Source organism: Acidithiobacillus sp., from assembly GCF_023229925.1.
Lineage (GTDB): Bacteria > Pseudomonadota > Gammaproteobacteria > Acidithiobacillales > Acidithiobacillaceae > Acidithiobacillus.
Map to the genome: position 1 here is coordinate 1,059,846 of NZ_JALNYM010000001.1, position 15,432 is coordinate 1,075,277.

9 protein-coding genes are annotated in these 15,432 nt (G+C 48.1%); 6 read left to right on the plus strand and 3 right to left on the minus strand.

From position 1 onward, the window contains the following. Positions 1–496: 496 nt before the first annotated feature. From M0P56_RS05345 to M0P56_RS05370, 6 genes are all read left to right on the plus strand, one after another. Positions 497–1,228, plus strand: a complete 732-nt coding sequence (locus M0P56_RS05345) for a hypothetical protein (RefSeq protein WP_291509009.1) — start codon at positions 497–499, stop codon at positions 1,226–1,228. Further along, the gene (locus M0P56_RS05350) at positions 1,225–3,261 is read left to right on the plus strand and encodes a DDE-type integrase/transposase/recombinase (protein WP_291509010.1); all 2,037 of its coding nucleotides are present in this window, start codon (positions 1,225–1,227) and stop codon (positions 3,259–3,261) included. Before M0P56_RS05345 ends, M0P56_RS05350 begins: the two co-directional genes overlap by 4 nt. 277 nt (positions 3,262–3,538) lie before the next feature. Next, positions 3,539–4,501, plus strand: coding sequence for a TniB family NTP-binding protein (locus M0P56_RS05355; RefSeq protein ID WP_291509011.1), 963 nt, complete (start codon positions 3,539–3,541; stop codon positions 4,499–4,501). After that, entirely contained in the window at positions 4,501–6,663 is a 2,163-nt protein-coding gene (locus tag M0P56_RS05360; RefSeq protein WP_291509012.1) for a TniQ family protein, read from the plus strand. The genes M0P56_RS05355 and M0P56_RS05360 overlap by 1 nt, the downstream gene beginning before the upstream one ends. 1,417 nt (positions 6,664–8,080) lie before the next feature. Continuing rightward, positions 8,081–9,370: a hypothetical protein gene (locus tag M0P56_RS05365; RefSeq protein ID WP_291509013.1), complete on the plus strand. Its 1,290-nt coding sequence runs from the start codon at positions 8,081–8,083 to the stop codon at positions 9,368–9,370. A gap of 7 nt (positions 9,371–9,377) precedes the next feature. Further along, positions 9,378–9,983, plus strand: a complete 606-nt coding sequence (locus M0P56_RS05370; protein ID WP_291509014.1) for an SLATT domain-containing protein — start codon at positions 9,378–9,380, stop codon at positions 9,981–9,983. A 285-nt stretch (positions 9,984–10,268) separates the two neighbouring features. On the opposite strand, the gene M0P56_RS05375 is transcribed toward M0P56_RS05370, so the two are convergent. The 3 genes from M0P56_RS05375 to M0P56_RS05385 form a co-directional block, all read right to left on the minus strand. Further along, positions 10,269–11,114: a hypothetical protein gene (locus M0P56_RS05375; protein WP_291509015.1), complete on the minus strand. Its 846-nt coding sequence runs from the start codon at positions 11,112–11,114 to the stop codon at positions 10,269–10,271. A 965-nt stretch (positions 11,115–12,079) separates the two neighbouring features. After that, positions 12,080–13,273: a GIY-YIG nuclease family protein gene (locus M0P56_RS05380; protein ID WP_291509016.1), complete on the minus strand. Its 1,194-nt coding sequence runs from the start codon at positions 13,271–13,273 to the stop codon at positions 12,080–12,082. Then, complete coding sequence (locus M0P56_RS05385) at positions 13,266–15,377, minus strand: DEAD/DEAH box helicase (RefSeq protein WP_291509017.1); 2,112 nt, start codon at positions 15,375–15,377, stop codon at positions 13,266–13,268. The genes M0P56_RS05380 and M0P56_RS05385 overlap by 8 nt, the downstream gene beginning before the upstream one ends. Positions 15,378–15,432: the final 55 nt, after the last annotated feature.

Genomic DNA, 15,432 nt, shown 5'->3' on the forward strand with positions numbered 1-15,432 from the left:
GCAACTGAGAGCGCAGTCGGAAGGGTGGCCGTTCAACAGTAAACCCCACAGGTTAGGCGCTCAGGTACGCAGACATTTAACGGCCTGTTCGAGGATGCCATTTTGAAAGCATTGCCCAACGACGATCCCCAATCGCATAACCTAATTTTTATAAAGCCGTTCCTGGGATCACCCGGACCAGCAGCGTGCATTAGTCCGGACGAACACAAGTGCCCCACAGGAAATCAATACCTTAAAGTTTGCTGTATCAATCCGCATCAAAAAAGAAGGCGTCATGGGCTACTGACACCCCGTTGCATTATTTTCAACCTCGCAATCTCCGAGCGCGTCGACATGCGGCCCTTACCAACTACGATAAGTTTAAAGGGGAAAGTGAGTTTAACGAACAGCGAGAAATGTCGATTCTTTGCCAATACAGAACACCAATACAGGTAAATATGTTATTTCATACGCAGCATGCAAGCAATCGTTTTAATGTATTTTTAATGGGGACATTATGAACAACATCAGTGGACATTTCGCAATCACTGATCTGAATAATGATTTGCGGCCAGCTTTGCAAACAATTTTTTCTGCAGAAAAGCCACCGAGCAGCATTCTTCACGGGGTCCGCAAACTGCGCAAGGGACTACCTGAAAAAAAGATTGTATTTTTTCCGAGCACAAAGAATGGTGGTCTTATCCCTTGTGAGAGCAGACTGGAGGCGGCGTATTGCCTCTTCCTTGAGCACGACCGCACAATACAGATTTACCGTAGCCAGCCCGTAACGATGGACTTCGGACCAAGGGGTCGGTACACAGCGGACTTTGCCTTTTTACGCTCCGATGGTTCGATTGAATTAAGAGAAATAAAGTTCTCCGGCGTCATGAACGATCCAGATATTGCAACTTTTTATTCATGGCTGACGGATGCGCTCGCCCGCCTCGATATTGGTTTTCGAGTCGAAACGGAAGAGATGATTTATCAGGCACCGCGGCTGGGAAATCTCAAATATCTTTATCGCGGAGCTAGAGCACCGGATAGTGAACTCATATCGAATCTGACGCTGGCAATCTTGCAGGAATTAGGAGGTGCGCTTTCGCTGCGCGAATTTCATAGCGCACTGCGGCGGGCCGGGATTCCACCACTGGTGGCGGAGAAGTTGCTATTTCAAGAACTTGCGTGCTACGACGAGAATCTTCCGGTAGGTCCCCATTCGCTCGTTTGGCTAAGGAGTAACCAAAAATGATCCCAGAAACTGCCATGAAAATTGGACAGCGGTTCGTTGTCCGAAAAATCGAGTTCGAAATTCTCGCCGTCGAGGCTCGTCGTATTCGATATGCGGAAGTAAAAGGCGGTCGAATACGCCATATGGCCTTCGCTAAATTCAAGGAGCTTCGTGATCGGAACATAGCAGAACTGATAGGCGAAAAACTCAATGAAAACGATCTAGAGCGGCCATCAAAGTTGACTGAGGTGGAAATGACAGAAATGAACCGGCGTCTCAGCTATGTCCGTCCCATCACTAAAGCTATGGTCGCTAGATCACACGAATATGTTGAACCGTTGATTATTAATCTTGCCAAGGAGCGGAAGGAGGATCCACCGGGGACGTCTACCGTTCTAAGATGGATTAGGAAATACATCCTGGCCAATGAGAATCCGCTTTCATTAGCTCCACGATTTCGAGACCGCGGGAATCGCTCGTTGCGGTTTGACCCGCGCGTGGAGGGAATCATGTCAGATCGTATCGCGCGGGATTATCTGAATAGCCAGCGACTCAGCGTGGCCCGCGTTAGCTCTCACATTGTGGGGCATCTCATGGAAGAATTCGGCGATAATGACTTGCCACCTGCGGATTTAACATTTCCTTCCGAAAGAACTGTGCAGCGACGTGTAGCAGAAATCGATTTATATAAGCGAGACCGCGCCAGGTTTGGCCCGCATGCCGCGAACCGTCGTCACAAGGCGGCAGGTGCTCAGAGGTTAGTAACACGTGTGCTTGAAGTGACCGAAACAGACGGGACACTATTAGATGTACTTATTGTCGATCCCGATACGGGAGATGTGCTGGGTAGGCCATATTGCACTGCGGTGATCGATGTGTGGTCCCGTGCGATTATCGCACTGGTAATCACATTCACGCCTTTCTCTGCTCCAACGCTCTTAATGGCCTTGAAGATGGCTTGTAGCCAGAAATGCACGCAAAACATGGGCGGCGTCATGGAAATAGTGGTCTTCGATAATGGTTCGGATTATGGCAGTGACGCGGTGCGCAATTTTTGCAGCAGGACAGGAATTCAGGTTGAAACCTGTGCACCACGTGATCCGAATGGTAAACCGCATATCGAGCGATTCTTCAAGACCCTGAACCACCAACTTATCCATATAGTGAAAGGAACAACTTTCTCAAATCCGAAGGATCGCGGTGATTATCTATCAAATAAATATGCATGCGTTACCATGGATATTTTAAAATCACGCGTTTTTGAATGGTTGGAAATGGATTACCACGTACGCCTTCATCGTGGATTTGGTAGAACACCGTTTCATGCGTGGGAAGAAAATGCCAAAGACCATTCGCCGCTGGTATTTCCTATGGACGACTTGGATATCATCGCACGTTCGGTAGTTTTGCGCTCCATAAATCGTGGCCGCATTCAGTACGAAAACCAGCACTGGTATTCCCACGCACTCGCAATGTTAGAACAGCAGTTGGGATCCCACGGACTTCCCGATAAGGTCAAGGTCTTTGTGGATGAGTTAAATCTGGATCGAGTGTTTGTGGAAGATCCGCGGAGTCACGGAAATTTTATCCAAGCCGATTCTACTCGCCCAGAATACACCCGAGGCTTAACTCTTTACGAACACAGGAAGGTATGCCAGGAGATCAAGGATCAAGGAAAGGCGGATATGGAAAAACTGCCACCTTTTGCATGGGAGAAGGCACGCTGGGAGCTTTGGAAAAAAATTGTTGAAGACGGTGAATCTTATGCTAACAAGCAAATTGCTCGCCTGACCGATGGGAAGAAAAAAAGATTACTCGATGCGGATGAAAAAATCATGAAACAGACCGAAGATCTACCGGAACCAGATGATACTCTGGGAGATCCACCGGATGACGGCAAAAACGAGGAAAGTGTCGTCGAAACCAGGGAGAACAGGTATAGACGCCAAAAAAGTGACACAGACCCCATAGATATAGTTGAAACTTCAAAAAACAGTGCGCCAGAAAAAAGATCTTTTGAAGTTCAGAGAATCATTAGAGATCCCAATAAATGAACCATATTAGACGAAGATGCCCAACAGAAGAAGATGTTGCAGCTACTGATATCTTGGCACCACCGGATTTTTTAACAACCGCAGTTGCAGATGTCAACTGACATCTTTAGCAACGTAGTCCCAATTAGATTGTAGCAGAAAAGATAACCATACCCAGCATATCTCTTTTGGAATAGGTGTCTTGTGTACTGTACCGCAGAGCAATCATCTGGAACAGCGTTGATGTATTTATATTATGGAAACAAATCACAATATGTCTAATGAGGAATCATTGAAAATGGAACAGTTCGAAATCGAAGAACGCGCCAACCGAATTGACGAAATTTATGTTGCCCACACCTCCGCTCACCGAGCAGTAGCTGGCATCGAAGATTGCTTGCGGCGGTCATTAACCGCTGCAGAGCCCTTAAATGCTGTATTGATTGGACGTGCGGGAACAGGAAAAACTACGGTATGTAACGCCGTTCTGCAACATCTACCGCGGCGCATAGATGTGCGCGAAGGCAAAGAAGTCACCGTTATTCCTGCTTTTTATTCAGAAATCCCCAGTCCCGCAACCATTCGTGGCGTCGCGTCGTCGCTGCTAGGAGCATTAGGGGATGTGCACCCGGATCGCGGAACAGCCATAAATCTCACACATAGAGTAATAACACAACTCAAAGCGTGTGAAACACGATTAATTTTGCTGGATGAATTTCAACATCTTCTTGATGAGAAGCGCAGTCGACGCGAAGAGTACCGGCAAGATGTTTCCAACTGGGTAAAGACATTGATAAACAAGACGCATGTGCCAGTGGTGCTTGTAGGGATGCCGGAATGCGAGGTGCTGGTAGATGCAGACCCACAGCTCGCCCGACGGTTTCAACGCCGCTTTCGACTCGAGAACCTTGGCTTTGGTGGCAAGGAAAAAGGTGAATTCCGCCTATTTGTTGAGGCACTCGGCGCAGCAATACCCGAATACTGTAACCTCGCTGGATTTCCCGACCTCAGCAGTAAAACAGAAGCACTCGCTCTATATGCTGCCAGTGGAGGGAATCCCTCTTACGCTACCGGATTGTTGAAAGAGACAGTAATTGTTACCTTGCGCGCCCGGCGTGAGACCACAACAATGGAAGATTTTGCAGCCGCTTATGATATAGGAGTAAGCCAGGGCGGATCTCTGGTAAAGGTTAATCCATTTCGCTTATCACAGGAAGAGCTCGTACGGAATATAAAAAATGGGTTCAGGGGGGTCAACTAATGGCACTTCTTGTCCGTCCAATCCCATACCCAGAGGAGTCACCAGGAAGCCTTCTTCTGAGGGCGGCGGAAGAAAATGGTTGGCAATCTCCTGTCCAACTGCTAACCGCCTACCGTTGCATACGAAATTCCGATGAAAAACATTTGCGGACATTGTTTGTGCGACCGGAAGCCCTTGAGGAGATCATGCACACTCTGGGCATGAAGGAAGGTATCGGGGTCAATTTGGCATACCATCGTGATGGCGTGACAGAGGTGTCCCCCATCCGATGGGCCAGTGTCACGACACCTTGGTCATCCATGCGATTCGTCTCCGGCGCTTTTTGCCCTCTCTGCCTTAGAAAACAATTGTCCCTGCAGCGTACATGGGATCATCGTCTGGTTACCAGCTGCCCTAAACATGGGGTCCTCCTTATCGACCGATGTCCAGAATGTGGACTTCACTTGTCTTGGAACAGGCCTGGTATTGCAACTTGTCGGTGTGGGTATGATTTATCCTTGTCGGCCCCGGTGACGATAGATACTGATGCAACGGCCTTCGTGAAAGAACTTGCTACAACGGGGGATCAGAAGGTTTTTGATGCGCTGGACGCGTTATTTGAAGGATTGCTCCCGATTCTGGACAAGGTTGGATCCCTTGCCGAACAGCACAAGCTAGTCGAACTTGCAGTTTCTGGCATACGCCGACCAGAGTCACTCGTCCCGCTGGTCGCAAATTATATTTTGGATAATGAATGTGGTGGTCTATCCGTTCATCCAAGAATCACATGCCTGCCTTTATTGGCGTCAGGGAATACGGTGGTCCAGGAATTTGGTGTGCTGGTTCTAAGGGAGCTGGGTATTCGAGGTTGGCTGCCAGCATCGTCAATCGAAGAAGTCCCAGGACAGAAAGGAATTCGGGAGGCCGCAGCGGTTCTTGGACTCACCGAGGATCTAACAAAGAAACTTGTCCACCATAATATCTTGCGTGGGAAACGCAACAAAAGTAGCCACGCCTGGCGCATTGAGAATTCATCTCTCAACCGGCTACTCATGGATTTGGAGAACCGTAAATCCGTAGTAAAGGATGCCATATCGGTTTTCCTGTACCGCAAAATCCCAGGTCCACGGCACTCCTTAGCAGAAGCCATTAGCGACATCATAGCGGGAGCCCTCGTGAGCGGAGGATTTGATTTGGCGCCAGGTCTAGAAAGTTTAACTGTCGTGGCTCCTGCGCGGAAAGTATGTGCCCACTGGGATGACTGCGTGACTGTCGCCGAACTCGCTGAACGCTGTAATGTTCACACGGAAAATATTCGGTTCGCGATTAAAGCCGGAGTGATTCCTGCCGAGAAAAGAGTTACGAATGGCCGGAAAATGACTGTCATCGACATCTTCGACGCTGAAAAATTTGAGAAAGACTACATCTTTGCCGGCAGCCTAGCACGGCAAATTGGCGCCAGCGTGACAAACTTTGCAGAAAAGCTTATGTCGACGGGAATTCGTCCTGTGTCCGGCCCGAAAGTCGACGGAGGGCTTACCTACATTTTTCAGCGCCAAGATTTGGAAGCATTAGATCTGGGTGCCGTCGCGGCGCTGGAAAATTATCCGACAAGAACAGGGCGGAAAAAGCTTGGGCTGGCTCAACACACCATCGAGAGTACAATTTCTCTAGCAAAAGCGGCAAAAGCATTGGGACTAACTGTTCAACGGACAAAAGGCTTGGTTCCGAAAGGGCTATTGGAGGCTGCGGAATACGGTGGACGCGCACTTCAGATCAATAGGGATTCTTTCGATCGACTAAAGTCGATGCTCGACGACCAAAACCTCATAACTATTGATGATGCGGCTAAGATTGTTGGTGAGACTCGCTCAGCGTTCGAGCATCGCTGGGTGCATACCCACCTGGTCACAGTAATTGATCTCGGAGTACGTCGCGTTATCCGCAGACAATGTCTAGAAGAAGTCCAACGCTATAAGCGCATCTTTATTACAGCGGATGAAGCTGGGAAGCTACTAGGGTCGCACCGCAGTTTATTACCAAACTGGGAGCGTCGCGGGCTGATTGCACCGGAGAAAGTCATGGAATCCAAGATCGTTGGGGTCAAGCTATATCGGCGCGCAGATTTCGATCAACTACGCTTATTGAAGGAATATAGCGGACCCAGTAATGAGCATGAATAGCGCAAGACTTGTGAAATGACAGAAAGTCAAAATCATGGGGGTACTACTTATGTCAACGCACGCTTCTGCGTCAGGGGCAGGAATGTCTCGCACGATGGAATCGACTAGCACGGATTGCTGCAGCGTGGCCGCCATTGCCATACATCTTCCACCCCTTGCCAATCACCCAGGGTGGGTCTTGGGGCGTGAATTGCGCCCGCAGGGGGCTGTAGGGGGAACAGCGATGGTTCTCTCTACCGAGATATCACGATTAGTTATTTATGCCGACAAATGCGATGGACAAACCTATCATCCTACGGCCACAGCTTGACCAGCTTCAGTCTGGGCCTTATCATAAGGCTGTACACTGCCATCATCGTATAGACGTCGTGATGAGAACAGCCCGTAGGCACCGGGCGACGAAATAACCAGTGCCATGTTAGAATCTTGGCACGCTACGGTATACAGAGGTTATAATTCATCAATATTGTCTTTAATCTTTGGGAGATAGCATCCTCAAAGGATGCCTGATGGTTTTCATTGGTATCGCGCGGGGATTCAATTGGGTACCTGCCAAACGACTAGAAACTTTACTTCTGTAGATATGGCGCCGATAAGACCATATCAAGACATATCGAATTTGGTTTACAGTTTCATTTATATGAAACATGATCTCCTCTCGCAACGAGAATAATAGGACATCATCACCCCATCCTGAGTTCAGATGAGCCGCTTCCGAGCCTAACCCTGCTCCCGCGAGACGAACGCAGCGGATATCCAGAGCGTTCGACCGCTACCGAACCAACCAACATTGCACAACCCGACATCAATCTCGAACCGCGCTACCAATATTGGTGCCTCCTTTCTCATGGTTAGGGGCTATGATACCAGCAGAGAATATCATTTAATGCGTCGGTTTTTTTCATTAGTCTCCGTTTATGTGTCGCATAGTCTCGCTATATGTGACGCATAAATCAGTAGGCGACTGATTATTAATAGCCTACAATCTCACCATATGTGTCGGCCAATGTGCTCCGTTGGACGACACATAAAGTGAGATTCCCGCCACATAACGTGAGATTGGCGCGACACATAAAATGAGATCAAAAGAGACCAATCAGCCAAACTAGGCTGCCACTTCTTGTGAAGTGGCACCAAAACACAAAAATCTCGTCTCGCGCGTAATGCCCAACCATAATTCGAATGTCCACAGTGCAGCGGGAGCGGTCGTTCAATTTAGGTCAGGTGGGTGTAGCATCAACCCACAAGTCTGGCTTTAGCTGTAGATATCCAGAAATGTTATACGGCAACGTCAGCTGTTATGCTGCAGCCTCAGTGTAGTCTGATTTACGTTATAGTTGAATACCCCTTAGATAGTACCAACTTATTTTGCACATATTAAATGAGCCAGTATTTTTTAAAAAGGACTAATTTGATAATGACTGCTACCGAAATGTTTACTGACTTTCTTGATAATTTAAAAATTGATAATGCCGATCAGATTAGTCTTCGTTATGGCGAGATTACATCAATCTTGAACAAGAAATTTCGAGACTCATATTCCAATACAGCTAACAGCTTGCAAGTTGGTTCTTATGGTCGATGGACTGCGATTAAAGGGGTCTCCGACTTGGATATGCTGTATATTATGCCTAATAGCAAATGGGATTCATATAAGAACGGCAAGCAATCGCAACTCCTGACTGATACTAAAGATGCCATTAAGGTCAGGTATCCTACGACAGATGTTCGCGTCGATCGGTTGGTTGTAACAGCAACTTATGCAAACTTCCACGTTGAGGTTCAGCCTGTTTTCGAACAAGACGATGGAAGCTTTAAGTACCCAGATACTTATTGTGGTGGCAGCTGGAAAATAACCAAGCCTCGTGAAGAAATACAGGCAATTAAGGAGTTTGTTGATCAAAAGAACAAAAATCTTCGTCGCCTGTGCAAAATGGCAAGGGCTTGGAAAAACAAACATGGCGTAGCCATGAGCGGATTGCTTATTGATACGCTTGCACATAACTTTCTCAAATCAACCTCGGATTATGATAATAAAGGTTTCTTATATTACGACTGGATGAGTAGAGATTTTTTTCAGTACCTAAAGGATCAGCCAGAACAAGACCACTACAAAGCACTTGGTAGTGGTCAGAATGTAAAAGTTAAGAAAAAGTTTCAGAAGAAAGCCGAAAAAGCTTATGAATTATGCTTGAATGCTATTGATGCTGGAGATTCTGATGCTGCCAATGACAAATGGAAAAAAGTATATGGTCGGCCATTCCCCGCCAAGGCCAAGCAGGTAGAAGAATCAGTTAGCAAATCTTCTGGAGCCTGGAGAAATACTGAAGAATTTATAGAAGATAAATTTCCCATTGATATTCGCTATGATTTGACATTGGATTGCGAAGTATCTCAAAAAGGATTTAGGGAACATCTTATCTCAGTCATGCTTATAAAAAAAATACCTCTACTTACTAATAAAAAATTATTATTCATGGTCACCTCTTGCGATGTTCCAAAACCATACTCAATATACTGGAAGGTTTTGAATAAGGGCGAAGAAGCAGAGAGGAGGGATTGCATTCGAGGTCAAATTATCTCAGATGAAGGGTTCGAGAGAAGAGATGAATCAACAAATTTTCGAGGAAGGCATGTCGTTGACTGTTATGCTGTAAAAAACAGCATTGTTGTAGCCAAAGACAGGATATACGTGCCCATTCAATGAGAATCTTATGACAAAAGATGAACTGCTAAAATCAATTGCAGAAACTGGTTACAATGTTGGTTTTGGTGCTAAAAAGCACTTTGCCACCTATGACATTGTAGAAAAAGTACCCGGGTTCATTGGTTTTCTTTCCTTGGCTTTTGGTATATATGCGCTAGCATTTAACGGTTTGTCAACTAAATTTCTATCGGCATCGTTTATCGTCTTAGGTGTTATTGGGCTATATATATCACCCTATGAGCATAACAAATCTGAGTATATGAGTCTTGGTGTAAAATTAACTCAGTTATATAATGAACTTGGAAGACTGTATCGCGATGCCAAAAGCGCCGATGATGATGACATCGAAAATCTTGCCATTAAATTTGCTCAGCTGCAAAATACATATTATGAATCATGTCTAAGCAAACAAATTTTGTTTAGCGATTGGTATGCACACTATAAATTCTTTTGGCAACATCAAGTTGAATGGGTTGATGAACAAAAGAAATTTAAGTTATTTAGGGATAAAATTCCTTTAACGTTCTCGATATTTATTGTTTTTTTGTTTGTATCTCTAATTGCTTGGAGAGTTGAGTTGTTAGTTCATGCCTGTCAAGCAGTATCACCGTAATTGCTATAACAATTACATCCACCTGGACAGCAAAAAGTGGCGCGGCTTTTGCTGCGCTCCAGTCGCCCCGCTTTTTGCTGCCGGTGATGTGTAGCGTGAAGGGGTGAGTGACTGCAATCAGTCTGCTGCCGACCATCAGGACCCAGCGGCCACCCAGGATGGAGCGGACAAGCATTCCCACATACCTTTTTCAGACCAGAAAAGAACGGTCCAGTAGATCAATTCACAATCGCACCAAAAATCTGGACCCGAGCGTTCAAGCAACATAAGTCCTCGAACTGTTTATTAAATAAAAACATTCCAGTCATGCATCAATCTTAACGGGATAAAATAATAACCAATAAATATGTTTTTATATAGATTATTTCCAGCAAATTCTTCTCCGTAAATCTTGCAAAAGTAACCACCATTTTCCCTTATTATGAAGTAAACAAGCAGTGACGATACTTTTATATTTTTGTTATGATATTTGGTCGCAACATAAGAAATAAAATTTCTGTTGTTCTCCACCCTTAAAAAGTCCCCATACTCTATGGTTCTTAATGAGAACCCAGCAATATCAGAAGGCAGCGGTGAAACTAGATAGAGTAAAATTATTGTAGCTAATATGCCAAAGTAAATAGGTTTCATATAGTCAAAGAGACGTTTTACTCTAGCATTTGCGTATTTTAAGATGAGCAAGATAACAAGCAATGCCTCGCAACCCAAAGTCGACCAGAAAAAATATATCAAATCATTCTCTTTAAAGAATGACAATGACTTTTCATATGGAGGAATCCCACCAAAGCCATATATATCTCTGATATTTGTAAAAATAACAACATAATAAACATAATAAAAACCGACGAGAAGCAGCCCGATCAACGCTCCGTACACATACCTATTAAATTTTTTTTGCGCCTGTGGAATAGCTGATAATATTGCCGCCTGAGTAACAAGCAATGGCGATATAAATAAAAGAACCATAAAAAGGAATATTGACGATGTTATTATATCGAGATACAAAAAATTACCAACAGGAAACGGAACGTTTTTTTGCGTACAGTAAAGAACTAGATTTAAGAAGCCAAACACGGAAGCAAATATCGATAAATTTCTAATTGTTAATATTTCTTTTATCTCTTTATTCATTATTTTGGCCTTTTGTCATTTTAAGCGAGTTAGGATAGAAGCCGCTGACCGTGTCTCTGGAGCCGCACCAACCATCTTTCATGGTGAAATCTACCCACTTAGACTCTTGTCAACCAATATGTATCGCCCCATATTTTAAGAATATTTGCGCAAATCTTTGATGAAGGCATATGCTGTCAATATGAATACTTTGTTCTATATCGAGTTTTATTTTTCTATTGATCGTCCGTATTCTTCGTAAAAATAGGCTATGTCTACAAAACACCTATCATCAACGCTAAAAATGCCGTGATCATAGCACGAAGAGTAAACCTATGTATATTTCCTCGACGATCTCCAGGCAGAATAAAGACCGAATGAGTGCAACATGGAATTACGAAGCCGCCATATAACCGCTATTTCTGCTCCTTCTATATCCGTATAACGAGAGGGATATGCTTTAAATCGTTGTCCAACTTGTCCAGCGTCGCCACAAAGAAATTAGGCCAACAAATGAAGTCCAGCAAGAATACCCATCACACCTGTCCATGTTTGCACCTTTTGTGTGGCAAGTTTTTATATCTCTTCCGAGAAAATAAAGATTTCTGAATGTTTGTGGAATGGGCTAGGATCTTCATCTGGATTCCTAAAGTAGATTAAATTTATTGCAATTCAATTTAACTAAAAAGTGACTTATTTAATAAGAAGACTTGCTCTATTACGTCACAATATCCGTACTTCAAAGAGGTATACCCCTATTTTTTAATGATTTATTACTTACGCCACAATGTCTGACAACACAATGAACTGTTCCATCTGTACAACCATGTGCCAAACCCAAATTTAGCTTATTTCTACGACTGTTGCCAGTCCTTGGCCGCCATGACTACACCGGAGAACTACCGTCAAACCAATGCTCCGGAGATTGGTCCAAACGAACGGCCGCTTCCAGTCTATTGCTGCCGATCAGCCTACGGATCGCCGAGTCACTGCTGAGTCTGGCCTACCAGCCGTGCACTCTTCAGGTCGTAGAGCACATCAGTAATAGATCCATCCCGAATGCGCTGAACCGCTTCGTCAATCACATGGAGCGGCACCAAAAACCACTCCCTTGGTTTGACCGGATGTCCGAAGCGATCTTCGATGGTCAAATCAATCTGTGCTGCGCCGAATAAGCGATGGAAGATGTTTTCCAGCCTTGTGCGGTTTAGATTGTGGAGCTTGTAGGTGGCAACCACCTCTACGTCGGCTAGCAGATATGTGGCATCCTTTTCTGCGCCCGCGATGCGGGTCTCCACCTTGCCGCCGGTCACGCCGATCTTGTGAATCAGCTCGCGGTGCTCGGCGACGAATGGATGGCTGGACAGGCTGCGCAACACATAGATGGTTCCGGTTTCGATGTCGTCTGGCTCAGGCGCATCGCCAAACAGCGGCCCCATATTCGTGCCGGTCAACATGCGAGCGTTTTCGTCTTTGTAGAGCGCACGCTGTAGCGAGCGCATCAACAGATTGCTTTCGGTGCCGTTGGAGTAGACCACACGCAGGCGCGCATCTGGCTCGTTGTTGCCCGTGCGAAAGATGTCACCCTGCTCGGCCACATAAACCAACAAACCGCCCAAAACAAAGAAATTGCCCACCTTAAAGTTGGAGTCACGCCCAAACTGGCGGGACTGGCGAACGCCAGCCTTCAACTCCCGCTCCACCTGCTCAAACAGCGGTTGGAACTTGTCAAACTCTGCGCACGGCGTGCGCTCGGCGATTTCCTCCGGCGCACGCTTTTCGGTGCTAGAACGCACATGGCGCAGCACGGTGATGTCGCGTTGATCGGCGGGTTCATCGCCAATTCCCAACTCGGCCAGCAAGGTGTCTTCGTCCATCGCATCCACATCGACCGAAGCCGCTGCCGCGCCAGACAATAGCCCCGGCGCATCCAACCCGGCCAGGAGCGTTTGGGCTTCTGGCAACTGGCGTATCTGGTCCAAACGCACGGCATACAGGCGTTCAAAGATGTCACGACCCTCGCCATGCAATGGAGCGCGACCGTGGGTTTGATGAAAGCGCAGGATGTCCTCAAAGCCCGCGATGATGCGTTCCTCGCGCGGGGTTCGGCTGGACGCCTTGAGCGGGGCGACTTCTACCCCCAGCGCATCCAACAGTTCGTCATCGTTCATGTCAGCCATTGCCGGGCTCTCCTCGCGCCTGAGCAGCCTTGGCCTGTGCACGGTAACGCGTCAGCGCGGCCACGCCTTCGGCCATGCGCTTTTCCCATGCATCGGCGGAGTGGATGTCCGGCAGGCGGCCGCGTTCATTCTTGAACAGCAGGGCGCGTTTTGCCAGCTCGCGGGCTTCGTCTTCGGGAATGCTGAGCTTCTTGGCGGCAATGCTGGCCTGCACCTGGCGCAGTGATTTCTCATCCATCGCTTTCGCCAGTACCGCGTAGGCGGCGTCGAAGGGGTTGATGCGGTCGATCAGGTCAATGTCCAGGTCGCGCACGTTGACGAACTTGCGCACCCCATCCAGCAAGGCCGTACTGCCTTGATCTGCACCTTCGGCATCGGCCTGGGCCAACGCCAACTTGGCCTGTTGGGTGATGTTCATGGCAGCGATAGCATGCTGACGAATGGCCTCCTGATCGGCCTCGTTCAATTCCGGGTAACGCTCGCGCACGATCTTGCCCATGTGCAACTGGGTGAGTTCTTCGGGCAAGGTGTTTTCCTGGTCGAACAAGCCGCGCTCCAGCACCGTCTTGTCCTGCAGGAAACTGGTGACGACTTCGTTCAAGTCTTCTTTACAGATGCGAGTGGCTTCAGGGGTTTCCGGCGTGGCCAGTCCGTTGATCTCGACGTGGTACTGACCGGTGCCTTCATTCACCCCCACATTGGTGCGGCCTGGCTGATAGCCGTCGGGTCCATAGTCAAAGCCCTCCTTCGGCCCCATGTCCTTCGGGGTGAACTCGTAGCGTGGTGCAAGAACCTGTTCCATCAGCAGACTGGCGGAAATGGCCTTGAGCAGATCGTTCACCGCCTCGGCCACAGCGGCTTGTTCGGCTGCGGGTTCGGCAATCAGATTGGTGAAGCGCGCCCGTTCCTTGCCCTCGGCATCGCGGGTGGCGCGGCCAATGATCTGCACGATTTCGGTCAAACTGCTGCGGTAACCAATGGTCAGCGCATGTTCACACCAGATCCAGTCGAAACCTTCTTTCGCCATGCCCAGCGCGATGATGACGTCCACATGGTCGCGGTTGTCCTTCTGCGCCGGGTCTTTCAGTGCCGCCAGCACGCGGGAACGCCTGGCCGGGTCGCTGTCGTCCACGAGGTCTGCCACCTTCAGCGTGCCGCCGTTCGTGGTTTGTATCTGGTGGAAGCCGGTGGCCGGATCAATGCCCTTCCATTCGCCCAGCGCGTGCATGATCTCATTCACTTCGCGTTCTTTGTCTTGCAGGCTCTCGCGCGAGTTGACGTTGGGGATGTGAACGATGGTTTTTAGTGCCGGGTCCAGCACCTTCGCAACGGCGTCCACATACCGGCCCGTATAGAAGAAGTAGCCGATGTCCAGCGACTTGAGCCAGTTGTAGCCATTGAGCTGCTCGTAGTAGGTGTAGGTGATCGTTTCGAACCGGGCTTCATCCGCCGGGGTCAGCACCGCTTCGCTGTCGCCACGAAAGTAGGAGCCGGTCATAGCCACCAGATGCACCTTATCGCGGGCGATGAAGGCACCAAGCTGACTGCCCAGCTTGTTGTCCGGGTTGCTGGAAACGTGATGGAACTCGTCGATGGCAATCAGGCGGTTGTCGAATGCATCAATGCTCAACTCTTCCACCGCAAAGCGGAAGGTGGCGTGGGTGCAGACCAGCGTCTGGTCGGAGCTTGCCAGAAACTTCCGCACCGCGTCCACCTTGGACTTGGCCGCGCGTGGCTCGTCTACACCGGGGGCGTTGCACAGGTTCCACTGTGGGGCCACCCGCCAATCCCAATAGAAGCCGTGCTGGCTCAGGGGTTCATCGGCAAAGCTGCCGCCGATGGAGCGCTCGGGCACCACGATGATGGTCTGCTGCAAACCCTGGTTGTTGAGCTTGTCCAGGGCAATGAACATCAGCGCGCGGGATTTGCCCGATGCCGGTGGCGATTTGATCAGTAGATACTGCTCTCCGCGCTTGGCATAAGCGCGCTCCTGCATGGCGCGCATGCCCAACACATTGGCCTTGCTGGATACGCCGGTGCGCGCCGTGGTGATGGATACCGACGGCACGGTGTAGGCGTTGGTGGGGTTGGTCGTTGCGTTCATGGTTTCCGTCGTCGTGGTGCAAAGTGTGTGGAACCGGTGATCAAAACTGGATCAA